The organism is Microvirga sesbaniae (assembly GCF_025460805.1).
Lineage (GTDB): Bacteria > Pseudomonadota > Alphaproteobacteria > Rhizobiales > Beijerinckiaceae > Microvirga > Microvirga sesbaniae.
Window position 1 is genome coordinate 119,376 of the sequence record NZ_JAMXFJ010000007.1, and the last position, 22,065, is coordinate 141,440.

The window sequence follows — 22,065 nt, forward strand, 5'->3', positions numbered from 1 at the left end:
CTCCCCTTATCTCAGCGCAGTGCGGCCGCACGGGGCGAGGCTTCCGTCAGCATGCCGACCGCCTCGATCCCGCCTCTCACGAGTTGCTGGTAGATGTCCACGGCGGGTGTCCGCACCCGGCGCAATGGATCCGCCTCGTCCGGGACGATGTCCCACAAGCCCATTTCAGCCAGATGCTCCGTCACGGGACGGCGGCCCTGGCGGTAGGCCCAGGTGACGAGGGAGAACATCGGCCACCAGGTGTAGCCCACCAGCGGAACGCCCTCCTGGCGGAGCTGCCGTGTCGCCGCGATGGAGGCGTCGAGCCAGTCGAGCCGACGCCGCAGAGAGCCCATTGAGGCCGTCTCCGAGATCATGAGCGGCACGCGATAGCGCTCGTGGTAGAGGCGTCCAAGCCGGATGATGAGATCGGCGCCTGCATAGGGCATGCGGATGCGAAAGCGCCCGCCGACATCCCGCAGCAGCTTCTTCTGCGTGAACATCGGGTAGAGGTTCATGCCGATGACCGGCAGCGCCACGGCATTGTCGAGAAACCAGGCGAGATCGGCCTCCCGCGCTCCATTCTTCAGCAGCCATGGCCACAGGGCATGGCGCTTGTCGATCCGGCCCGAGACGAGATCAAGGGCAAGAAAGACGACCTCCTGCCGGCGCCGGGCCTCGTCCTCGAAAGCAGGATCGTCCGTATCGAAGAGGTCGGTGGCATCGACGAAGTAGGGCACGATCTCGGGATCGACGCTTTCCAGAGCCTTGACCGTCTCGACCATGCCCTTCGCGATGGCCAGCATCAGCGCCACGAAGCCGGGCCAGCTGCGCCGGAACGGCGGCCACCAGCCCAGGCGCCCGCAGTACCATCCGGTGATGCGAGGCTCATTGAGCGGCGTGTACCAGGTGATCCGTCCTCTAAACCGCTCGGCGAGACGCCCGGCATACTCGGCGACGAGCTTCGGGTAGTCAGGATGCAGGAACGCGTTCTCGATCCAGGCCGGCAGCCCATAATGGACGAGATCAACCTGAGGCTCGACCCCAAGATCAAGCAGCCGCTCCAGGGTCTCATCCGGGAAGGTCCAGTCCCAGGTGTTCGGCTCAGGCTGGATCCGATGCCACGGCACGCCATAGCGGGCGCACGGGACGCCCAATTCAGCCACAAGACCAAGGTCCTCGTGCCACCGGTCGTAGTGGCCAGTCAGCTCGTACTCGTCCAGGGTGCGCCCGGTGACCGGGTGCGGTGCCGTGATGAAGGTGTCTTCAATGCCGGTCGACCACCAGAACGCATCGGGCGCGGACAGGCGCGACAGCTGGGATCGAGGCGGAAGCGCTTGGGTCATGCCGGGGCCGTCCCTTGAGCGTCAGTGCTGCCACTGCTGCACAGCGGTTGGGCCGTGGATCAACCTCGGCCGTCATGTGGTCCAAGGTAGGAAACTGCTCACAGCCAAGAAAGTTGCATCCGATCCGGCGCTGGAGAACCTCCCCTGCGCTCGTGCGTTGGTCGGGGGCGAGTGAGTGATCCGGCTTTCTGCCGGGGGAGCGCGGCCATGCCGACCCGGACTGATCCCCTTAACCGTCAGCGCCACGCCGGCCCAAAGAGGGTGTCATCCAGACCGGATCGTGAACAGCGAGTCCATGGGCATGAGGTGCCGCCTCCGCAGGAAGATTGCGCATCTCGTGGCGGAGCCACTCCGCAGGCACAGCCGGAGCAAACGCCTCTGACCCTGATCACCCCACCGGCTGGCCTTCGCTATCTCCGAGGCCGCTACTGAGTTCGACGTGATGACCACGAAGTGGACGAGACATGACTGAGACGATCTCCCAGGCCGACCTCCATCCACGCCCGCAGCTGCGCCGGGAGCGCTGGATCGACCTGTGCGGCCTCTGGGGCTTCGCCTTCGACGATGAGGACCGGGGGCTTGCCGAGCGCTGGTTTGAGCGGGCGGAGCCCTTCGACCGCGAGATCGTGGTGCCGTTTCCGCCCGAGAGCAAGCGGTCGGGCGTGCATGACACGGGGTTTCACCCGGTGGTCTGGTATCGTCGTGAGATCCGGGTCGAGGACGCGGATCGTCGAGACCGGCTGCTCCTTCATTTCGGCGCGGTCGACTACAAGGCCGCCGTGTGGGTCAACGGCCGTATGGCGGTTGAGCATGTCGGCGGGCAGACGCCCTTTTCGGCCGACATCACCCCCCTGCTCGTTCCTGGCGAAACGCAGGTGATCGTCGTCCGCGCCGAGGACGAGCCCCGGGACCTGCAGCAGCCGCGCGGCAAGCAGTACTGGGAGAAGGAGCCCGGCTACATCTGGTATCACCGGACCACCGGCATCTGGCAGCCAGTCTGGCTGGAGCCGGTCCCAACGGTGGCGATTGCCGAGCTGCGCTGGACGCCCGATGTCGACCGCTTCGGTGTGGGCCTGGTCATCAGGCTGGACCAGACGCCGCCCGATGACTGGCGCGTGCGCGTGCAGTTGAGAGGCGACCGGCCGTTGCGGACCCTCGTCGATGATATCTGTCTCCTCACGGGCCGGGAGGTCCGCCGCGACCTGCTGCTGGACATCAACGACGCGGCGATTCGCCGGCGCCGCACGCTGCTGTGGGCTCCCGAGCATCCCAACCTCGTCGAGGCGACCATCGAACTCATCGATGGGAATGGCGCCGTCGTCGACCGGGTCGAGAGCTACTTCGGGCTGCGCCGGATCGAGGCCAGGGACGGGCGCTTCATCATCAATGGCATTCCCATCTTCCTGCGGCTCGTCCTGGCGCAGAACTACTGGCCGGATTCGCTTCTGGCTGCCCCGGATGGCGAAGCGCTCAGGCGCGAGGTGGAGCTGGCCCAACAACTCGGCTTCAACGGCATCCGGATCCATCAGAAGATCGAGGATCCGCGCTTTCTCTGCTGGTGCGACCGGCTCGGCATGCTCGTCTGGAGCGAGGCCGCCAATGCCTATGTCTACTCGGACCGTGCGGCCGAAATGCTCACGCGCGAATGGCTGGAAGCGATCCGCCGCGACTACAATCATCCCGCCATCATCACCTGGGTGCCGCTGAACGAGAGCTGGGGTGTGCCGGATCTTGACCGCTCGGCCCAGCAGCGGCACTTCGTGCGGGCGCTTTACCATCTCACCAAGGCGCTCGACCCGTCCCGTCCGGTGATCGGCAATGACGGCTGGCAGCACGCCGTGGGCGACATCTTCGGCGTGCATGACTATGCGCCCTCCGGCGAGATGCTGCGGGAGCGGTATGCTGACCGGGAGACCATCGCGCGCACGTTCCGCGAGGTGCGCCCGCACCACCATCCGCTGCTGGGCGAGGGTGCCAAGATCGAGAACGAGCCGATTGTGATCAGCGAGTTCGGGGGCTTGGGCTTCGTGCCCCAAGCGACCGAGGACTGGTTCGGCTATGGCCAGTTTTCCAGCGCCGACGAATTGCTCGTCCGCTATGAGGAGCTCGTTGACGCGCTGCTTGCCTCCACCGCGTTGGCCGGGTTCTGCTACACCCAGCTCACCGACACCGCCCAGGAGACCAACGGGCTCCTCACCGTGAACCGCGAGCCGAAGTTCGACATCGAGCGCGTGCGCGCCATCAACAGCCGTCCCTCGAAGGCGGTGCCAAGCGAGATCCTGGACGTGCTGATCAAACAGGAGGTGGAACGGCGGCGGCGTGAGCGTGGGCAGGAATAGGCATCTCTCGCCAGCAGGACTGCCTCAATGCCGAATGTCGGGAGAGCTCTTGTCGTCAGCGCCGTGGTTTCTGCAACGCTGCGGGATCTTCAGACCGCACGGAGCGTCACCAGTGAATGGACGACGCGACCACACGGCGTCTGAGAAATTGCACAGCCTGGATTGCTCGCGAGCACCGGAACATGGAATGGGCGGAAATCTTCGATCTCCTCGATAGGATTGAGCCCGGAAGCCGTCCACATTTCATCTCACTTGTGTGCCGGCAGCTCAGCGCATCCAACCTTCAGTGTTTCACCCGACTGCTCAACGCCCACGACCGGCAACCCTGAGGACCGGCGGCGCTGCCACATCGTCCTGCCGGGGCACGGCCTCCCCGGCTGACCTTCGACGCGGCGGATTTCCTGGAGCTCAGCAATGGCAGGTTACCAAGATTCGGTGACGTTCATGGGCCATCCTGCCTGTTCCAACGCTGAGCCTCGTCCAGAAGCGTGGTCACCTCCCGGTCCGAAGTCTGACGCAAGTCATCGTAGTATTCGCCGACGGCGTAGAACCGCTCGGGCGTCATCAGGCAGATCACCTCGTCCGCCTCTGTTCGGAGCCGATCGATGGCGTCCGTGGGCGCAACCGGAACCGCCAGGATCAGCCGGGCGGGATGGGCCTGGGACACGCCCTTCAGCGCCGCCCGCACGGTGCCGCCCGTGGCGATGCCGTCATCCACCACGATGGCGACGCGGCCTTTCACGTCGACCGGCCGCCGGCCCGTCAGGCAGTGCATGCGCCGGCACTCGATCTCCCTGAGCTGCCTCTGGGCTTCTTCCTCGATGTACCCGGGTGGCACCTTGGGATGTCCAAGGGTCTCCTCGTTCAGCACGACCTGCGGATGGGCTCCGTCCACGACCGCACCGAGGCCGAACTCGGCCTGGCCAGGCGCCCCGATCTTGCGCACGACGATGAGGTCGAGCGGCGCCCGCAAGGCGTTGGCAACCTCGAAGGCCACCGGCACGCCGCCGCGCGGCAACGCCATCACGACCGGGTTCTGCACCGCATAGCCCATCAGACGCTGAGCGAGCTGGCGCCCTGCGTCCGCCCTGTCCCGAAAGCTCAGGTCCTCCGGCTGCATGGTCCAGGCCTCCTTGGTGCAGCCACCGGACGAATCAGTCCCGCGCCGCTGTTGCCGGACACGGAAAGATCACTCAAGCGGCCTGTGGGGGAACGCGCTAGGTATCGGCCCCGTTTCTCCCAACATGAGACAGGAGGAGCGGATGACCGACACGACCGTGAAGAAGGTCAGCAGCGCCCACTCGCCCACAGGTGCTCAAGGCGAGGTCTACCTCGCGTCCGGCAAACGCGTCTCGATGCGGATGTGGCGCGATGAGCAGCCGAGGAACGACAAACCCTTGCATAAGCATGGGTACGAAGTGGTCGGCTACGTGATCGCGGGACGGGCCGAGCTGGAGATCGAGGGGCAGACGGTGCGATTGGAGCCGGGCGACTCCTGGGTCGTTCCAGCCGGGGCCGAGCACACTTATCGCATCCTGGAGACTTTCACGGCTATCGAAGCCACGGCTCCGCCGGCTCAGGTGCATGGCCGCGAGCCGTCCTGACCCGGCAACCGGCGCTGGAGGACCTGATGGCCGCACTCCCCGGACGCAATGAATCCTGCTGGGTTGCGACAGCCCCGAAGGCGAGCTTCCCGAGCTTGAGCGGCTCGCAGGACTGCGATGTGGTGATCGTCGGCGCCGGGATCGTCGGGCTGACAGCGGCCTTGTCCCTGTGTGAGGCCGGCAAGTCGGTCGTGGTGCTGGAGGCCCGCCGGGTCGGAGGCCAGGTGACGGGCCGCTCGACGGCCAAGATCACGACCCAGCACAGTCTCATCTACCGCTACCTGATCGACACCGCTGGCCAGGACATCGCGATGCTCTACGCCGAGGCCAATCGCGCGGCCGTCGAACAGATCCGCACCTGGATCGAGACATTGGGCATCGCGTGCGACTACGAACGCAAGGCGGCCTATACCTACACCTGCGATCCACAACGGGCGGATGACATCCGGCAGGAGGCCGAGGCGGCCCGGATCCTAGGTTTTGATGCCGAGGTTCTTGACCGAGCACCCCTGCCCTTCCCCATGGCAGGAGCCCTGTGCTTCCCTGACCAGGCCCAGTTCAATCCCGCAAGTTATTTGGTGGGTCTCGCCAAGGCTGTCGCGGCTCGCGGCGGTCGGATCTTCGAGCAGAGCCGGGCCACGTCCTTCGACCAGGACGACGGCTGGCGGATCGGGACCGCTCAGGGGACCATCAAGGCAGCCCAGGTGGTCATCGCCACCAACATGACCGTGAAGAGCCCTGTCGGCTATGCCAACCGCACGCAGCCCCGCAGCCATGTGGCCATGGCATTCCGGCCAGAGGGTCCTGCCGCCGTTGATGGCATGTTCATCGGCATCGACGATCCGACCCACTCGATCCGTGCCGCCCGGGATCAGGACGGGCCGTTGCTGATCACGCTGGGTCCTCGCTTCAACACCGGCCAGGACGGCGATGTCGCCCGGCGCTTCCGGGATCTGGAGCAGTGGGCTCGGGCGAACCTGCCCATCCGCGGGGTGGTCTGGCGCTGGTGCAACGAGGACTACGACACTGCGGACCGCATGCCCTATGTCGGCCAGCCTGACCCGAAGAAGGCCTCAGGCTTCCATGTGGCGACTGGGTTTAACGGGTGGGGCATCAGCAACGGCACAGCTGCCGGCCTGCTGATTGCCGCTGAGATTGCGACCGGCTCACGCCTCTGGGGCAAGCTCTACGATCCGGCGCGCCCTGCACCCGACGACTTCCACCAGAGCGGTGATACACAATCCCTCGTCTCCGACGTTGCTGCGATTGCGCCGGGTGAAGGCGGGGTGATCACCCGCGGCGATGAGAGGATTGCCGTCTGGCGGGATGACCGTGGCGATCTCCACGCCGTGTCCGCCAGCTGCACGCATAAGGGCTGCACCGTGACCTGGAACAACGCGGACCGGACCTGGGATTGTCCCTGTCACGGCTCGATGTTCGAAGCTGATGGAACGGTCATTCACGGCCCGGCCCGTGAGCCGCTGCCGCCGCGGGCGATCTGACGCCCACTGCGCGACGCTATGTGTCTGGGTCGAGGTCCGCCTTCCGCCCAAGCTCTTACGGCACCCCGGAGGAGAACAGGAATGCCGCGTCGACTGGAGAGAGGATGCCCCTGAACGATCGATCTAAATTTAGCATTGGGCAACTCAACGGGTTCCACGTTGCATAGCGAGCCGATGCACTTGGTTTGCCTGAACGTCTCATTCGGGTCACGGACTTCCCTTCAGCTTGGCCGTGTGAAGGTCAACTCACGCTACCAATGCGGAATTATCGCTAAGGTCAGCCCAGTGCCAATATGCGACATTCCCGGTCTCCGGGTGGTATTTCTGATCCAGTGTCTCGCAGCCGATGCTCGCAGCCATGGGTTGGATCCTAAGTGGTGGAAGCGGAACGGCGCCGGGGCCGTTCCGTGACGATGCGAAGAAGCGGATCAGGCCTTGGCCTTGACCGGGAGCCGAAAGGGCGCGCCCAGCCGGTTGAACGCGTTCATGGCCGCAATCGTGATCGTGAGGTCCACGAGATCCTTGGGCGCGAAAGCCGCGCTTGCGGCCGCATAGGCTTCGTCGGAGGCGTGCGTCTCGCTGACGAGTGTGACTTCCTCCGCCCACGCGAGCGCGGCGCGGTACTGGTCGGGAAACAGGTGCGGCACCTCGGCCCAGACCGGAACGAGGGCGACCTTCTCGACCGGCATCGTGTCCAGGAGGTCACGGGTGTGCAGGTCGATGCAGTGCGCGCAGCCGTTGATCTGCGAAACCCGCAGGAAGACGAGGTGGATCAGTTCGGGGGGCAGGTCAGTACCCGTGGTGATATAGTGGTGGACGCCGAAAAGGGCCTTCGCACCCTGCGGCGCCACCTCGTTCCAGACCAGCCGTTTGTTCTCGCTCATGACACGTCTCTCTGTTCGGAACGCCGGAGATCGACGTTCGAAGCCATGACGGGCCAAGCGGTCAGGGTGTGACATGCCGCTCAGCATTTCCGCTCGCAGCGGCCGATGTCACATCCGGACACGCCCGATCGTCTTGTCCTCGGGTTCGGGATGCGCGAGCGAAGGGAAAGCGGATATGGTCGGCGAGGAAACGGGGCGGATGGAGGCGATGGACGATCGGCGGACCACCGAATTCGAGGCGGAGCGCAGGCGCCTGACACGCCTGGCCTACCGGATGATGGGCTCGCTCACCGAGGCGGAGGACGTCGTGCAGGACGCATGGCTGCGGTGGGTTGGGGTGGAGGGTGGCATCGATTCCCCTCCCGCCTATCTCACCCGCATCGTCACACGCCTGTGCCTCGACCGACGCCGCTCCGCGCGGGCGCGGCGGGAAACCTACGTCGGACCCTGGCTGCCAGATCCTCTCGTGGGTTCCGTGGCGCCGGACGAGACGGTCGTCGACGACATCACGGTCACGTTGATGCTGGCCCTTGAGCGTCTGTCGCCCCTGGAGCGGGCCGCTTTCCTTCTCCATGACGTCTTCGACGTGCCACTGACCGAAGTGGCCATCACCCTCGACCGCGCGCCGGCCGCGGTTCGTCAGCTCGCGGCGCGCGCCCGCAAGCACGTGCAGGCCGCACGTCCTCGCTTTGACGTCGAACCCGCGGATGCGGATCGGATCACCCGAGCCTTCTTCGCCGCGGCGCGCGACGGGGACGTGGCGGCGCTATCAGTGCTGCTGGCAAGGAACGTCGAGATCCATACCGATGGCGGCGGCAAGGTCCTTGCCTTCCGCAATGTCATCCGGGGGGTCGAGCGGGCCCTGCGCCTTTTTGACGGCCAGCGGCGCAAGGATGCCCTGCCGCCGACGCTGCTTCGTGTTGTCACGATCGACGGCCTACCAGGCTACGTCGGCCTCGATGGAGGCGGCGTGCTTCAGACAACTGCGCTCGACATCCGCGAGGACGGCATCGCCGCGATCTACATTGTCAAAAATCCGGACAAGCTGTCTCACGTGGCGGCAGAAGTGGACTTTCCAAAACGCAACTCGTCGATACCACCGGCCTGATGAGCCGTCTGAGTGACTGCGGTAGAGCGGATAACCGTTCGATGGGCGGCACATGTTGCTCGGGCACGGTCGAACGTCTCCTTGGGGTTATCCAGTGCAGATCGTTCACTGACGGGGGCGTCTGAGATCCCTATTCAATGCAGAATTGCGGCTAAGGTTCGCCCCGTGCCAGTTGAAGACGTTCGGCTGGCATACTGGCAAGCCTCAGCGAGCCAAGGAATGATCTGATCAACTAAATACCTTTCTTTCCCGGCTTGGCCCGGCTGCCCGATCGGACCTCCAGAGCGCCAACGGCCAGATGCGACCGGCGGCATCGGCGCAGCGATCACAGAGTTTGTGACCAAGCGATTGGTTATTGACTAATCGTTCCAGAATCATATGTTGGTGCTATGGCGAGACCCAAGACCTTCGACAAAGACCGCGCGCTTGAAGCGGCGGTCAACACGTTCCGCAAGCACGGCTATGAAGCGACCTCGGCCGAGATGCTGGTGCGCGCCATGGGGATCGGCCGGCAGAGCCTCTACGACACGTTCGGCGACAAGTGGCAGCTCTACCGCATGGCCGTGCATCATTACTCCACCGTTCAGACCACAGCTCATATCGCAGCCCTGCGTGGGCCAGCCCGCGCCATCGACGGGATCAAGGCGATGGTCGATCGCGTCGCCCAAGATGCCAAGAGCCCATGCCTTGGCGTTGGCTCGACCTGGGAGTTCGGGAATGAACGGCCCGATCTCGAAGAGATTAAGGAGGCGCACGGTCGCGTTCTCAGAGCCGCCATCCGGGATCGGATCGTGGAAGCACAGGCTGCCGGCGACATCGCGGCAGAGCTGAGGCCCGATGATGTGGCCGCCTTCCTTATCACCACCTTCGCCGGCCTGCGCGTTGCAGGCCGGGGAGGCGCGAACGCCGCCGGGCTGCAAACGCTCGCGGATCTCGCCATACGGGCGCTTCGCTGATTATTTTTTTTGCCTTATTCTGGAACGATTATTCAAATAAGAGGATGCTATGTGCAGAGCTATCGTAATGAATGCGGCGGGCGGGCCTGAGACGCTGCAATGGCTCCAGCGGCCGCCTAAGGAGCCCGGACCGCGCGAGGTGCTCGTCGAGGTTGCTGCGGCGGGCGTCAACTTCATGGACATCGGCGTCCGGCGCGGCATGTTTTGGCAGGAAATGCCCAATCCCAAGGTCCTTGGCGTCGAGGGGGCTGGGCGTGTGCTGTCGGTTGGCGAAAGCGTTGACGGCTTTGCGCCGGGCGATCGTGTTGCTTGGGTTTATGCACCCGGCAGCTACGCCGAGCAGGTCGTCATGCCTCAGGACTCGCTCGTTCGTGTGCCTGACGCGATCGACGATCGCACCGCGGCGGCCGTGATGATGCAGGGCCTGACCGCCAGCCACTTCGCCACTGATTTCTACCCAGTGCAGGAAGGCGACGTCGCTCTCGTCCATGCTGCCGCAGGCGGGTTGGGGCTGCTACTCACCCAGATCATCCGCCTGCGCGGCGGCCGTGTCATCGGGCGCGTCTCAAGTGCCGACAAGGTCGCCGCCGCCGAGGAGGCCGGCGCGGATCACGTCATCGTCGACACCAAAGGACACTTCGCCGACGCGGTTCTGCGCCTCACCGGCGGCGAGGGTGTGCATGTCGTCTATGACGGATCCGGACCCACTACCTTCGCAGGATCACTGGCATCCCTGCACCGCTCGGGCACTCTCTGCTGGTACGGACCCGTGCTGGGGGGGCCAGGGGCGCTCGACATCATGAGCCTGCCGAAGAGCATCAAGATCGGCTACGCGGTCTTCTCCGACCACATCCCCACGCCGCGTCTCCTGCGCGAGCGCGCCGCGCGCCTCTTCGACTGGGTCGCGAGCGGTGCAGTGAGGGCACACATCGGCGGAACATACCCGCTTGCCGATGCCGCAAAGGCCCACGCCGCCCTGGAGAGCCGGGCGACGTCAGGCAAGCTGCTGCTCATTCCCTAGTACGCTTTCCCGACGAGGAGGCGGCGAGAGACGACAGCGCTGGCCTCTCGTGGATTCCATCACCCGGAGACGTCCCATGCTCTACCATCCTACCAACCTGACGCGCCGATCCCTCCTGACCAGTGCAGCGGCTGCTGTCGCCCTCGCGCCGCTGGTCTCGACAGACGAGGCCCAAGGTCAATCAGTCCCTGCTGCCTCGCCCGGAACCGGGTTTGGTCCGCTGAAGCAGATCGAGACCGACGTCCTCAGCGTCGGCTATGTTGAGGCCGGGCCTGCGGACGGGCGGCCTGTCGTGCTGCTGCATGGCTGGCCCTACGACATCCACAGCTACACTGAGGTTGTGCCACTCCTCACTGCTGCCGGGTACCGCGTGCTCGTGCCATATTTGCGCGGCCACGGCGCGACCCGTTTCCTGTCCGCCGACACCATGCGCAACGGCCAGCAGGCCGCGCTTGCCGTCGACACTCTCGCCTTCATGGAAGCGCTCAAGATCGAAAAGGCCGTGATCGCCGGCTACGACTGGGGCGCTCGCACAGCCTGCATCCTCGCGGCGCTCTGGCCGGAGCGCTGCCAGGGACTGGTCTCGGTCAGCGGCTATCTCATCGGCAGCCAGGAGGCGAACCGGATGCCACTGCCGCCTAAGGCCGAGTTGCAATGGTGGTATCAGTACTACTTTGCCACGGAGCGCGGTCGGGAGGGTTACGCCAAGTACACGACGGAGTTCGCGCGCCTCATCTGGGAGCTCGCCTCCCCGCAATGGCGCTTCGACGAGGCTACCTTTGCCCGATCGGCAGCGGCCTTCGACAATCCCGATCACGTCGCCATCTCTGTTCACAACTATCGCTGGCGGCTTGGCCTCGTTCCGGGCGAGGCCCGCTACGACCCGATCGAGGAGAAGCTTGCCAGCTTCCCCACCATAGGCGTGCCGACGATCACGATGGAGGGCGATGTCAATGGCGCGCCCCATCCCGAGCCCGCTGCCTACGCCAAGAAGTTTACGAGCCGCTATGAGCACCGGCTGATCACAGGCGGGATCGGGCACAACCTGCCACAGGAGGCGCCGCAGGCCTTTGCCCGGGCTGTCCTCGACATAGCCCACACCTGACCAGCCGCAGGCTGCCTCAGTCTCACTGGCGGCAGCCACGCGAACCCCCATCCACCTTCGGAACCAACGCCGGTGTCAGCCCGGTGAACAGGAGATCTATGACCATGTCAAACGACACCACAGAACAGCGTCCTGCCGCCCTCATCTTCGGCGGCTCGCGCGGCATCGGCGCCGCCGCGGCCAAGCGGCTTGCCGAGGACGGCTTCAGGGTCGCTCTCACCTACGTCGCCCACGCGGACAAGGCCGAGGATGTTGTGACGGCCATCCGGAGCCAAGGCGGCGAGGCCTTTGCGATCCGGGCCGACAGTGCCGATCCCGCTGCAATCCGTTCCGCTGTCAGCCAAGCGACCGAGCGCTTTGGCACCATCAGCGCCGTTGTGGTGAATGCCGGAATCTTCAAAATGGCGACTCTCGACGCGGTGTCGCTCGAAGAGCTCGATCAGATGATTGCCATCAATGTACGTGGAGTCTTTCTGTCGATCCAGGCAACCGTGCCGCACATGGCTGATGGCGGCCGCGTCATCACGATCGGCAGCAATGTGGCGATCCGGACGGGCTTTCCAGGATCGAGTGTGTATCAGTTCACGAAGGCGGCTGTCGCGGCGATGGTGAAAGGCCTGGCCCTCGACCTTGCGCCGCGAAGGATCACAGTCAACAACATCCAGCCCGGCCCGACGAATACGGACATCAACGCCGGTTCGATTCAGATGCTCTCCAGTATGAGCCCGCTGAAGCGCGTCGCCGACCCGGCGGAGATCGCTGGCGCCGTGTCCTACCTCGCCCGTAGCGAGTCCGGCTACATGACCGGGGCGAGCCTCACGATCGACGGCGGTTTCGTTCTGTAGCGACGACGGACAATACGGAAGGTGCGCTTCGCGGGCAGTCGCGAAGCGAAAGCTACGTGAGTCGGCTTCGGGTCACGAACGGCCTTTAACCGTGGCCTTATGAATGTCCGCTCGTCGCGCATTTGCGGACATTTTGGTGTCCAGCGCGAAGTGAGGCAGGGCTGGCGCAGATCGCTCGGAGTTCGTCTGCTGTTACCCGTGGTGTTACCCGGAGGAAATTAGAGCGTGGAACTTCAGACACAGAAAAGTCGTAAAACCCTTGCCGGCAAAGGGTTTAAGGTGGTGAGCGCGCTGGGACTCGAACCCAGGACCCTCTGATTAAAAGTCAGATGCTCTACCGGCTGAGCTACGCGCTCCCAGAGGTGAGCCCGAGATAGGGGCTATCGCGCTTCCGGTCAATGGAAAAGCCTTGCCGGGAGGGCGAAACCTCGGGCGCTGTCGCCTGCGAGGGGTGTTTCAGCCAGTCGCCTCAGGCAGGAACCGGCCTGACCCGGTCGATCAACCTTCCGAACCCATGGCGACGTTGTCGGCGTGCTGGCCGACTTCAGCCTTGCTGTCCCGCTCGCCCTTGGCCCATCCCTCCTTGACCTCACCGATGTAGTCGTCGAGCCTGCCCTCGGCGATCGCCTTGCGCAAGCCGGCCATGAGCTCCTGGTAATAGGCCAGGTTGTTCCAGGTCAGGAGCATCATGCCCAGGATCTCGTTCGATCGGACGAGATGGTGGAGATAGGCTCGGCTATAGGTGTTGGACGCGGTGCATTTCGATTCCGGATCGAGCGGGCTCACGTCCTCGGAGAAGCGGGCGTTGCGCAGGTTCATGCGGCCGTGGCGGGTGAAAACCTGGCCGTGGCGCCCGGCCCGGGTGGGCATGACGCAGTCGAACATGTCGACCCCCCGGCGCACCGCCTCGACGATGTCGTCCGGGGTGCCGACTCCCATGAGATAGCGGGGTTTTTCCCGGGGCATGTGCGGCTCGACCGTCTCGATCATGCGCAGCATCACGTCCTGCGGCTCGCCCACGGCCAAGCCGCCGATGGCGTAGCCTTTGAGGCCGAGGGCCGCGAGTTCCCTGGCGCTTTCGATGCGCAGCCGCTCCACCGCCCCGCCCTGGACAATGCCGAACATCGCCTTGCCGGGCTGTTCGCCGAAGGCCACCCGGCAGCGCTCGGCCCAGCGCAGGGACAGGCGCATGGCCTTTTCGGCCACCTCGTCGGAACAGGGCAGCTTCACGCATTCGTCGAGCTGCATCTGGATGTCGGAGCCGAGCAGGCCCTGGATCTCGATCGAGCGCTCCGGCGTCAGCACATGGGTCGACCCGTCGATATGGGACTGGAAGGTCACCCCGGTCTCGTCGATCTTGCGCAGCGCCGACAGGGACATGACCTGAAATCCGCCGGAATCGGTCAGGATCGGATAGGGCCAGTTCATGAACTGATGCAGCCCGCCGAGCCGGGCGACGCGCTCCGCCCCGGGGCGGAGCATCAGGTGATAGGTGTTGCCGAGCACCACGTCGGCACCGAGCGCCTTCACCTGGTCGGGATACATAGCCTTGACGGTGGCGGCCGTTCCGACCGGCATGAAGGCGGGCGTGCGGATGACGCCCCGTGGCATCCGGATCTCGCCATTGCGTGCCGCGCCGTCGGTCTTGTTGACGGTAAAGGTGAAAGTCTCGGTGGTCATTCACAAACTCTCAGGTCGTTCCCGGTCGAAGCGCCGCGAAGGGGAGGCTATTCTCAACCGCCACGCGTCGTCGATGGATCCCCTGCCCGACCGTCTGACGGCCAGGGGCGGCAGGCGGCTCAGCGGCGATACAGGAGGCTTGCATCGCCATAGGAGTAGAAGCGATAGCCCGTCTCGATGGCATGGGCATAGGCCGCCTTCATGCATTCCAGCCCTGCAAAGGCGGAAACCAGCATGAAGAGCGTCGAGCGCGGGAGGTGGAAATTGGTCATCAGCACGTCCACCGCCTTGAAGCGATAGCCAGGCGTGATGAAAATCGCGGTGTCGCCGGAGAAGGGGGCGATCGTCCCATCGCCCCGGGCGGCGCTCTCCAGCAGCCGGAGGGAGGTCGTGCCGACCGCCACGATCCGCCCTCCCCGGGCCCGCGCCTCGTCGAGGGCCCGGGCGGTCTCCGCCGAGACGGATCCCCACTCGGCGTGCATGCGATGCTCGTCGGTGTCGTCGGCCTTCACCGGCAGGAAGGTGCCCGCCCCGACGTGGAGCGTCACGAAATGGCGCGCGATGCCGCGTTCGTCGAGGCGACGGAAGAGGTCCTCCGTGAAGTGAAGGCCGGCCGTCGGGGCTGCCACCGCCCCCTCGTCCCTGGCATACACGGTCTGGTAATCCGACAGGTCCTTGTCGTCGGTCGGTCGTTTGCCGGCGATGTAGGGCGGCAGCGGCAGCTCCCCGAGCCGGGCGATGGCCTCGTCCAGGAAGGCGCCGGCGAAGGAGAAGCGCAAGCCGACGTCGCCGCCCTCCCCCTTCTCCACGACCTCCGCGTCGAGGCGCACGAGTTCGCAGGCCGAGCTCTCGGACTCGTCCCCGAAGCGGATCCGGTCGCCGACATTGAGCTTCTTGGCCGGACGGGCGAAAGCGCGCCAGCGGTCGGCGCTCTCGCGCTTGTGCAGCATGATCTCGACCCGCGCGGCCGTCTCCTCGCGGACACGCAGGCCGTAAAGCCGAGACGGAATGACCTTGGTGTTGTTGAGCACGAGCACGTCGCCCGGCTGAAGCAGATCCGGCAGATCGCGGACGATTCTGTCCTGGAAGCCGGCATCGGGCGGGACCACGAGCATGCGGGCGGCATCCCGCGGCTCCACGGGGCGGAGCGCAATGCTGTCTTCGGGAAGATCGAAATCGAACAGGTCGACGCGCATGGATCCAAATTGCCAGGGCGGCCGGTACGCTCCGCGGCCGTCGTCGGGCCTGTCCCGGCGATCCCGCCACGTAAGGCACCTTTCCAATCGAGATGGCCGGGACAAGCCCGGCCATGACGAACGATAACGCCTCAGGCCGCGTCCGCCGCGACCTTTATGGACACGATGCGATCGGGATCGCGCACGGGCTCGCCGCGCTTGATCTTGTCCACGTTCTCCATGCCCTCCGTCACCTTGCCCCAGACGGTGTACTGCTTGTCCAGGAAGCGGGCATCGTCGAAGCAGATGAAGAACTGCGAATTCGCCGAATGGGGAAAGTTGGTCCGGGCCATGGAGCAGGTGCCGCGCACGTGCGGCTCCGCGTTGAACTCGGCCTTCAGGTCCGGCAGGTCCGAACCGCCGGTGCCGGTCCCGGTCGGATCGCCGGTCTGCGCCATGAAGCCGTCGATCACCCGGTGGAACGGCACGTTGTCGTAAAAGCCCTGGCGGGCCAGGGTCTTGATGCGCTCCACGTGACCGGGAGCCAAGTCGGGACGCAACTCGATGACCACGCGGCCCTTGGTGGTCTCCATGATGATGGTGTTTTCCGGATCTGCCATCGGGATCTCCTGTGCTGGCTGTATCGGCTGAGTTGAGTCGCCTGCCCGCTCACATAGGCCGGGCGTCGACGAAACGGAAGGAGAAGACGCGCCCGGCAATGGCACGTCCAAAGCTTTCCGTAAAGGGAAGCGGTGTGCAGCGCTCGAAGGCTTCGCGGACGGCCCGGGTGAAGGGCTCCCGCCGATCGTCCTGGGTTCCCGCCTTGTAATAGGTGATCCGCGGCTGGCCCAGCACCTCGCCGCTGCGCTTGAAGCTCAGGCGCAGGGTGATTTCCTGGCCGGAGTAACCGCTGCCGGAGGCCGGGCGCCAGCAGGCCTGAATGGCCTGGAAGACCTGGGCGATCCGGTCGATGCGCTCGACCTTCGGGGCGTCGGGGTTCGGGCGGACCGTGCCCCTGAGGCCCTCTGGAAGCGGAGGCGGCGGCTGGTAGGGTTCTTCCCACGCATAGGGGTCGAGAGCCGGGGAGAGCACCTGAGCGGCAAGCGGCGGAGCCGCCGGGCCCCCGAACAGGAGCGCGGCAAGGACCAGCCGCGCTCCGGATCCCGGATGGGGGCGCATCATTTCGCGTCGGCGGCGAGCTGCATCTTCACGATCTTGTCGGGGTTCGACACCATCCCGTTGGCGGCGGCATCCCCCTTCTTGATCTTGTCGGCCACGTCCATGCCGGACACGACCTCGCCGAACAGCGTGTACTGGCCGGTCAGCGGCCCGCAGCCCTCGTAGCAGATGAAGAACTGGCTATTGGCCGAATCCGGGCTCTGCGACCGGGCCATGCCGACCGAGCCGCGCTTGTACGGGGTCTTGGTGAACTCGGCCGGGATGTTGGGCAGGCTGGACTTGCCGGTGCCGGTGCCGGTCGGATCGCCCGTCTGGGCCATGAAGCCGTCGATCACCCGGTGGAACACGACACCATTGTAAAAGCCCTGCTTCGTCAGGGCCTTGATCTGCTCGACATGCTTCGGGGCGAGATCCGGGCGCAGGCGGATGGTGATGCGTCCGTCCTTGGTGTCGAGGAAAACCGTGTTCTGCGGGTCGTTGGCCTGCTGGGCGAGGGCCGGAGCGAGGCCGGCGAGCACGAACGCTCCGGCGGCGAGCAAACGCTTCATGGTGGGAAATCTCCTTATCGAGGATGATGCAGCTTATGGCTGCCTGAATTTGGCTTTCAGGCGCTCGGCGACAAGCCCCGGCACGAAGGCCGAGACATCGCCGCGCATTCCGGCGATCTGGCGCACAAGCGTGGCCGTGATGGGGCGGACCGGGGGCGAAGCCGGGAAGAACAGGGTCTGGATCTCGGGGGCCATGGCGGCATTCATGGAGGCCATCTGGATCTCGTAGTCGAAATCCGTGCCGTCGCGGAGCCCGCGCACGATCAGGCTCGCGCCGTGGCGGCGGGCCGCCTCGACGGCGAGATCGTTGAAGGTCACGACCTCGAGCGCGACCCCCAGCTCCTGCAGAACCGGCCCGCAGACCTCGCGCAGCATCTCGGCCCTCTCCTGAGCGGAGAACACCGGGGCCTTCGAGGAATGGACCCCGATGGCGACCACGATCCGGTCGGCCACGCTGCAGGCCTGGCGCAGGACGTCCAGGTGCCCGTTGGTGACGGGGTCGAAGCTGCCGGTATAGAGCGCGGTGCGGGTCATGGAGCCAAGGCGTAGCCGGATTAGGGCCGCCCGGCAAGCCGTGCGCTGGCGCACGGCGGGCCGGACGGCGCCATGAGAGATAACGCTTACCTAATCGCATCGTGCGGAAAAGTGGACCCGGTTTTCCGCCCCGAACGATGCGCTGCTCAAGGAGATGAGCATCGGATCCGATCCCAAAAGTGGGACCACTTTTGGGTCCGATGCTCCAGGTCAGGAGAGAGAGCCATGATCGTCCGTCTTGTCATCGTCTTCATCACCGCCGTGGCCGTGTTGAGCCCGGCCGCGCTGTCGAGCCTTGTCTGAGCGCAACGGCGGGCGGGTCCGACCGCCTTCGCACCGACGAAAAACCCGCCGACCTGAGCCGGCGGGTTTTCCAATTCTCTCGAGCATCGGACGGGAAAAGTGGACCCACTTTTGGGATCGATTCCGATGCTCCTGCTTCTTTGGAGAGCGCATCGTTCGGCGCGGACCCGCAGGGCCGCACGATGCGCAAGGCCAGGCGCAGGTTCTTACCCCTCCGAAGTCTCGCCGCCCTCGGCCGAAACGTCGTCCTCGCCGTCCTCGTCCTCGCCCTCGATGTGCTCCACCGAGACCACCTTCTCCTTGTCCTTGGTCGAGAAGACGGTGACGCCCTGCGAGTTGCGGCCGACGACGCGGATGCCCTCGACCGGAACGCGGATCAGCTGGCCGCCATCGGTCACGAGCATGATCTGGTCGGACCCCTCGACCGGGAACGAAGCCACAAGCTTGCCGTTACGGCTGTTGACCGCCATGGCGGTGATGCCTTTGCCGCCGCGCCCCGTGATGCGATATTCGTAGGACACGGTGCGCTTGCCGTAGCCCTTCTCGGAGAGCGTCAGGATGCACTGCTCCTGCGCGCTCATCTCCGCGTAGCGCTCCTGGGAGAGCGAGAAGTTCGCGCCTTCCGTTTCCTCCGCATCGTCCGACGCGTCGGCATCCGCGCCCATCTGCTCGCCGGTCACGGCGCGGCGCATCTTGAGATAGGCCGCGCGCTCCTCGCCGGTCGCCTCCACGTGGCGCAGGATCGCCATCGAGATGATGTCGTCGCCCTCGGCCAGGTTGATGCCGCGCACGCCCATGGAGTCGCGGCCCTTGAAGACGCGCACGTCGGTCACCGGGAAGCGGATGCACTGCCCCTTGGCCGTGGTGAGCAGCACGTCGTCGTTCTCCGAGCAGATCTGCACGTCGACGATGTGCTCGCCCTCGTCGAGCTTCATGGCGATCTTGCCGCCGCGATTGACCTGGACGAAGTCCGACAGCTTGTTGCGGCGCACCGTGCCCCGGGAGGTGGCGAACATCACGTCGAGCTTGTCCCAGGACGCCTCGTCCTCGGGCAGCGGCATGATGGTGGTGATGCGCTCGCCCTGCTTGATCGGCAGCATGTTCACCAGGGCCTTGCCCTTGGCGTTGGGAGCGGCCAGCGGTAGGCGCCAGACCTTCTCCTTGTAGGCCTGGCCCTCGGAGGAGAAGAAGATCACCGGCGTGTGGGTGTTGGCCACGAACAGGCGGGTGACGAAATCCTCGTCCCGGGTCGTCATGGCCGAACGGCCCTTGCCGCCGCGGCGCTGCGCCCGGTAGGTCGAGAGCGGCACGCGCTTGATGTAGCCGGCGTGGGACACGGTGACGACCATGTCCTCGCGGGCGATCAGGTCCTCGTCGTCGACGTCGGAATCCCAGTCGACGATCTGGGTCCGGCGCGGGGTCGCGAAGGCGTCCCGGACCTCGATCAGCTCGTCCTTGATGATGCCCATGATGCGGGCGCGCGACCGAAGGATCTCGAGATAGTTGGAGATCTCCGCGGCGAGCTTGGCGAGCTCGTCGCCGATCTCGTCCCGGCCGAGGGCCGTCAGGCGCTGCAGGCGCAGGTCGAGGATGGCGCGGGCCTGCGTCTCGGACAGCCGGTAGGTGCCGTCCTCGTTGATCGTGTGGCGCGGATCGTCCACGAGCGCGATCAGGGGCGCGATGTCATGGGCCGGCCAGTCGCGGCCCATGAGGGCCTCGCGGGCGGCGTTCGGGTCGGGCGCGGTCCGGATGAGGCGGATGACCTCGTCGATGTTGGCCACCGCGATGGCGAGGCCGCACAGCACGTGGGCGCGCTCGCGGGCCTTGTTGAGCAGGAACTTGGTGCGCCGGGAGACGACCTCCTCGCGGAAGTCCACGAAGGCCTTGATCAGGTCCTTCAGGTTCATCAGCTCGGGGCGGCCGCCGTTGAGCGCCACCATGTTGGCCCCGAAGCTCGTCTGGAGCGGGGTGTAGCGGTAGAGCTGGTTGAGCACCACGTCGGCCATGGCGTCGCGCTTGATCTCGACCACGATGCGCATGCCGTCGCGGTCGGATTCGTCGCGCAGGTCCGCGATGCCCTCGATCTTCTTCTCGCGCACGAGCTCGGCGATCTTCTCGATCAGGGACGCCTTGTTCACCTGATACGGGATCTCGGTGAAGATCAGCGCCTCGCGGTCCTTGCGGACCTCCTCGACCTCGGATTTCGCCCGCATGACGATGGAGCCGCGACCGGTCGTGTAGGCGGACTTGACGCCCGCGCGGCCCAGGATCAGCGCGCCGGTCGGGAAGTCGGGACCCGGGATGAGCTCGATCAGCTCCTCGGTGGAGATGCCGTCATTGTCGATGAAGGCCAGGCAGCCGTTGATGACCTCGCCCAGGTTGTGCGGCGGCATGTTCGTCGCCATGCCGACCGCGATGCCGCCGGCGCCGTTGACGAGCAGGTTCGGGAAGCGCGCCGGCAGGACCGACGGCTCATCCTTCGACTCGTCGTAGTTGGGCGTGAAGTCGACCGTGTCCTTGTCGATGTCGTCGAGGAGCGGCATCGCCGGCTTGGCGAGGCGGGACTCGGTGTAGCGCATGGCGGCCGGCGGATCGCCGTCCACGGAGCCGAAATTGCCCTGCCCGTCTACGAGCATGAGGCGCAGGGAGAAATCCTGGGCCATGCGCACCAAGGCGTCGTAGATCGCGCTGTCGCCGTGCGGATGGTACTGACCCATCACGTCGCCGACGATGCGGGCGGATTTCACGTATTTCTTGTCCGGCGTATAGCCGTTCTCGTGCATCGAGTAGAGGATGCGCCGGTGCACGGGCTTGAGGCCGTCGCGCGCGTCGGGCAGAGCGCGGCTCACGATCACGCTCATGGCGTAATCGAGATAGGAGCGCTTCATTTCGTCGACGATGGAAATCAGCTTGATGTCGCTCGCCGGCTGGTCCCCCGCGGGGCCGCCGGAGCGGATATCGTTCGGATCGGTCAAGGTTGGTCTTTCTTAAAACGGTCTGCCCTTTCGCGAGAGCGGCTTATCAGCGCCGCTTCGTCAAGCCGTTCGGCAGGCCCGCGAATCCAATTGAAATCAGCCTCTTAGATGGGGGAGAACGCCACAATTTTCAAGCTTTTTGACGGGTTTTCCAGAGTTTAGGCGAAGGGCGAAATCCGTTTACGTTTCAGCAACTTATTGCTGGATCGGGCGTAGCCTCGGGCGACCGGCTGCCTGCGGGCCTTTCACGGCCCTGCCCGGACGGTGAGATTCCGGATCAACCGCCAGGTCTAAGTGACTGATTCCGCGTCGTTTCGACCAACCGTACCGGTGGAGGCACAGGGCCGGCCATGACATGGGGAGAGAGCAGCACCGGCTTCTACCAACCCGCCACGTCATCACCGGGCTTGTTCCGGTGATCCCGCTTCTGTCGGGCGGGGCGCTTGTCCGATCGGGATGGCCGGCACAAGGCCGGCCATGACGGACGGGTGGAATGATGGACGAGGGCCGGCCATGGCGATGCCCCAGCGGGACCGGCGATTGCGACGAGCATCGCGCAGCGTCGCCGTCATTTGACAAAGCCGGCCGGGTGTAGGAGCCTCAACCCGTCATGTCGAACTTCTTCACGCATCGTCGCGGCCTGCATCGGGCAGGCAACCTCATCGCGGGCCATTAGCCCCGAGTTCGACGCGCGTCGGCGCCCCGGGCTCGGGGCGCTTCAAGACAGCTGCGCATCCGCACATCCTGTCAGGCAGAACGCGGGTGCCTCGGGCACCCCCGTCGTGTTTGCCTCTTCCAAACCCGGATCCGCCGGAAGGGCCGAATTCGCCCGTGCAGCGGACCACCCGGGCTCCTCATCGCGGTAGGCCGGAACGGCCGCCGTCGAAGGGACGCGCCCGCCCCCTCCCTGTCCACCGGAATTCCCATCATCCCGCCCCGCCGCAGCTTCCGGATCTGCGGCATCTCGACGTCCAGGAGACAT

At 65.5% G+C, this 22,065-nt stretch carries 18 protein-coding genes and 1 tRNA gene; 8 read left to right on the forward strand and 11 right to left on the reverse strand.

Annotated elements, in window-relative coordinates; all coding sequences use genetic code 11:
• Positions 1-11: 11 nt before the first annotated feature.
• Positions 12-1,325: a family 1 glycosylhydrolase gene (locus tag OCW50_RS12625; protein ID WP_262297760.1), complete on the reverse strand. Its 1,314-nt coding sequence runs from the start codon at positions 1,323-1,325 to the stop codon at positions 12-14.
• Between the two features lie 464 nt (positions 1,326-1,789).
• Here OCW50_RS12625 and OCW50_RS12630 point away from each other — a divergent pair, with 464 nt between their 5' ends.
• A complete protein-coding gene (locus tag OCW50_RS12630) occupies positions 1,790-3,664 on the forward strand; it encodes a sugar-binding domain-containing protein (RefSeq protein WP_262297761.1) in 1,875 nt (624 codons plus the stop codon).
• 442 nt (positions 3,665-4,106) lie between these two features.
• Here OCW50_RS12630 and OCW50_RS12635 read toward each other — a convergent pair whose 3' ends face one another.
• A complete protein-coding gene (locus OCW50_RS12635) occupies positions 4,107-4,784 on the reverse strand; it encodes a phosphoribosyltransferase (protein WP_262297762.1) in 678 nt (225 codons plus the stop codon).
• Between the two features lie 142 nt (positions 4,785-4,926).
• Between OCW50_RS12635 and OCW50_RS12640 the strand changes: the two genes are divergently transcribed.
• Both OCW50_RS12640 and OCW50_RS12645 read left to right on the forward strand, forming a co-directional pair.
• Entirely contained in the window at positions 4,927-5,268 is a 342-nt protein-coding gene (locus OCW50_RS12640; RefSeq protein ID WP_262297763.1) for a cupin domain-containing protein, read from the forward strand.
• Positions 5,269-5,294: 26 nt separating this feature from the next.
• Complete coding sequence (locus OCW50_RS12645; RefSeq protein WP_262297764.1) at positions 5,295-6,770, forward strand: FAD-dependent oxidoreductase; 1,476 nt, start codon at positions 5,295-5,297, stop codon at positions 6,768-6,770.
• A 428-nt stretch (positions 6,771-7,198) separates the two neighbouring features.
• On the opposite strand, the gene OCW50_RS12650 is transcribed toward OCW50_RS12645, so the two are convergent.
• Positions 7,199-7,654 (reverse strand): carboxymuconolactone decarboxylase family protein, encoded by a 456-nt coding sequence (locus OCW50_RS12650; protein ID WP_262297765.1) that lies wholly within the window; start codon positions 7,652-7,654, stop codon positions 7,199-7,201.
• Positions 7,655-7,829: 175 nt separating this feature from the next.
• Between OCW50_RS12650 and sigJ the strand changes: the two genes are divergently transcribed.
• The 5 genes from sigJ to OCW50_RS12675 all read left to right on the forward strand — a co-directional run bounded on the left by sigJ (position 7,830) and on the right by OCW50_RS12675 (position 12,689).
• The gene (sigJ, locus tag OCW50_RS12655; RefSeq protein WP_262297766.1) at positions 7,830-8,762 is read left to right on the forward strand and encodes an RNA polymerase sigma factor SigJ; all 933 of its coding nucleotides are present in this window, start codon (positions 7,830-7,832) and stop codon (positions 8,760-8,762) included.
• Between the two features lie 389 nt (positions 8,763-9,151).
• Positions 9,152-9,718: a TetR/AcrR family transcriptional regulator gene (locus OCW50_RS12660; protein WP_262297767.1), complete on the forward strand. Its 567-nt coding sequence runs from the start codon at positions 9,152-9,154 to the stop codon at positions 9,716-9,718.
• A gap of 67 nt (positions 9,719-9,785) precedes the next feature.
• Positions 9,786-10,739: a quinone oxidoreductase family protein gene (locus OCW50_RS12665; protein WP_262297768.1), complete on the forward strand. Its 954-nt coding sequence runs from the start codon at positions 9,786-9,788 to the stop codon at positions 10,737-10,739.
• Positions 10,740-10,815: 76 nt separating this feature from the next.
• On the forward strand, positions 10,816-11,844 hold the full coding sequence (locus tag OCW50_RS12670; RefSeq protein WP_262297769.1) for an alpha/beta fold hydrolase: 1,029 nt from the start codon (positions 10,816-10,818) through the stop codon (positions 11,842-11,844).
• Between the two features lie 104 nt (positions 11,845-11,948).
• A complete protein-coding gene (locus OCW50_RS12675; protein ID WP_262297770.1) occupies positions 11,949-12,689 on the forward strand; it encodes an SDR family NAD(P)-dependent oxidoreductase in 741 nt (246 codons plus the stop codon).
• 280 nt (positions 12,690-12,969) lie between these two features.
• Here the strand turns inward: OCW50_RS12675 and OCW50_RS12680 are convergent.
• From OCW50_RS12680 to gyrA, 8 genes are all read right to left on the reverse strand, one after another.
• A tRNA-Lys gene (locus OCW50_RS12680) sits at positions 12,970-13,045 on the reverse strand.
• A gap of 142 nt (positions 13,046-13,187) precedes the next feature.
• Positions 13,188-14,369 (reverse strand): tRNA guanosine(34) transglycosylase Tgt, encoded by a 1,182-nt coding sequence (gene tgt / locus OCW50_RS12685; RefSeq protein WP_262297771.1) that lies wholly within the window; start codon positions 14,367-14,369, stop codon positions 13,188-13,190.
• 119 nt (positions 14,370-14,488) lie between these two features.
• On the reverse strand, positions 14,489-15,565 hold the full coding sequence (gene queA, locus OCW50_RS12690) for a tRNA preQ1(34) S-adenosylmethionine ribosyltransferase-isomerase QueA (RefSeq protein ID WP_262297772.1): 1,077 nt from the start codon (positions 15,563-15,565) through the stop codon (positions 14,489-14,491).
• A gap of 131 nt (positions 15,566-15,696) precedes the next feature.
• Positions 15,697-16,164 carry a peptidylprolyl isomerase gene (locus OCW50_RS12695; protein WP_262297773.1) on the reverse strand — a complete coding sequence of 156 codons (468 nt, stop codon included), beginning with the start codon at positions 16,162-16,164 and terminating at the stop codon, positions 15,697-15,699.
• Between the two features lie 49 nt (positions 16,165-16,213).
• Entirely contained in the window at positions 16,214-16,726 is a 513-nt protein-coding gene (locus OCW50_RS12700; protein ID WP_262297774.1) for a UCP034077 family protein, read from the reverse strand.
• The gene (locus OCW50_RS12705; RefSeq protein WP_262297775.1) at positions 16,723-17,271 is read right to left on the reverse strand and encodes a peptidylprolyl isomerase; all 549 of its coding nucleotides are present in this window, start codon (positions 17,269-17,271) and stop codon (positions 16,723-16,725) included. Before OCW50_RS12705 ends, OCW50_RS12700 begins: the two co-directional genes overlap by 4 nt.
• A 33-nt stretch (positions 17,272-17,304) precedes the next feature.
• A complete protein-coding gene (gene coaD, locus OCW50_RS12710) occupies positions 17,305-17,805 on the reverse strand; it encodes a pantetheine-phosphate adenylyltransferase (protein WP_262297776.1) in 501 nt (166 codons plus the stop codon).
• 509 nt (positions 17,806-18,314) lie between these two features.
• Positions 18,315-20,996: a DNA gyrase subunit A gene (gene gyrA, locus OCW50_RS12715; RefSeq protein ID WP_262297841.1), complete on the reverse strand. Its 2,682-nt coding sequence runs from the start codon at positions 20,994-20,996 to the stop codon at positions 18,315-18,317.
• Positions 20,997-22,065 lie beyond the last annotated feature (1,069 nt).

Coding starts and splice junctions, on each gene's coding strand:
- OCW50_RS12625 (WP_262297760.1), bottom strand. CDS start 1,325: ATGACCCAAGCGCTTCCGCCTCGATCCCAGCTGTCGCGCCTGTCCGCG.
- OCW50_RS12630 (WP_262297761.1), top strand. CDS start 1,790: ATGACTGAGACGATCTCCCAGGCCGACCTCCATCCACGCCCGCAGCTG.
- OCW50_RS12635 (WP_262297762.1), bottom strand. CDS start 4,784: ATGCAGCCGGAGGACCTGAGCTTTCGGGACAGGGCGGACGCAGGGCGC.
- OCW50_RS12640 (WP_262297763.1), top strand. CDS start 4,927: ATGACCGACACGACCGTGAAGAAGGTCAGCAGCGCCCACTCGCCCACA.
- OCW50_RS12645 (WP_262297764.1), top strand. CDS start 5,295: ATGGCCGCACTCCCCGGACGCAATGAATCCTGCTGGGTTGCGACAGCC.
- OCW50_RS12650 (WP_262297765.1), bottom strand. CDS start 7,654: ATGAGCGAGAACAAACGGCTGGTCTGGAACGAGGTGGCGCCGCAGGGT.
- sigJ (WP_262297766.1), top strand. CDS start 7,830: ATGGTCGGCGAGGAAACGGGGCGGATGGAGGCGATGGACGATCGGCGG.
- OCW50_RS12660 (WP_262297767.1), top strand. CDS start 9,152: ATGGCGAGACCCAAGACCTTCGACAAAGACCGCGCGCTTGAAGCGGCG.
- OCW50_RS12665 (WP_262297768.1), top strand. CDS start 9,786: ATGAATGCGGCGGGCGGGCCTGAGACGCTGCAATGGCTCCAGCGGCCG.
- OCW50_RS12670 (WP_262297769.1), top strand. CDS start 10,816: ATGCTCTACCATCCTACCAACCTGACGCGCCGATCCCTCCTGACCAGT.
- OCW50_RS12675 (WP_262297770.1), top strand. CDS start 11,949: ATGTCAAACGACACCACAGAACAGCGTCCTGCCGCCCTCATCTTCGGC.
- tgt (WP_262297771.1), bottom strand. CDS start 14,369: ATGACCACCGAGACTTTCACCTTTACCGTCAACAAGACCGACGGCGCG.
- queA (WP_262297772.1), bottom strand. CDS start 15,565: ATGCGCGTCGACCTGTTCGATTTCGATCTTCCCGAAGACAGCATTGCG.
- OCW50_RS12695 (WP_262297773.1), bottom strand. CDS start 16,164: ATGGCAGATCCGGAAAACACCATCATCATGGAGACCACCAAGGGCCGC.
- OCW50_RS12700 (WP_262297774.1), bottom strand. CDS start 16,726: ATGATGCGCCCCCATCCGGGATCCGGAGCGCGGCTGGTCCTTGCCGCG.
- OCW50_RS12705 (WP_262297775.1), bottom strand. CDS start 17,271: ATGAAGCGTTTGCTCGCCGCCGGAGCGTTCGTGCTCGCCGGCCTCGCT.
- coaD (WP_262297776.1), bottom strand. CDS start 17,805: ATGACCCGCACCGCGCTCTATACCGGCAGCTTCGACCCCGTCACCAAC.
- gyrA (WP_262297841.1), bottom strand. CDS start 20,996: ATGAAGCGCTCCTATCTCGATTACGCCATGAGCGTGATCGTGAGCCGC.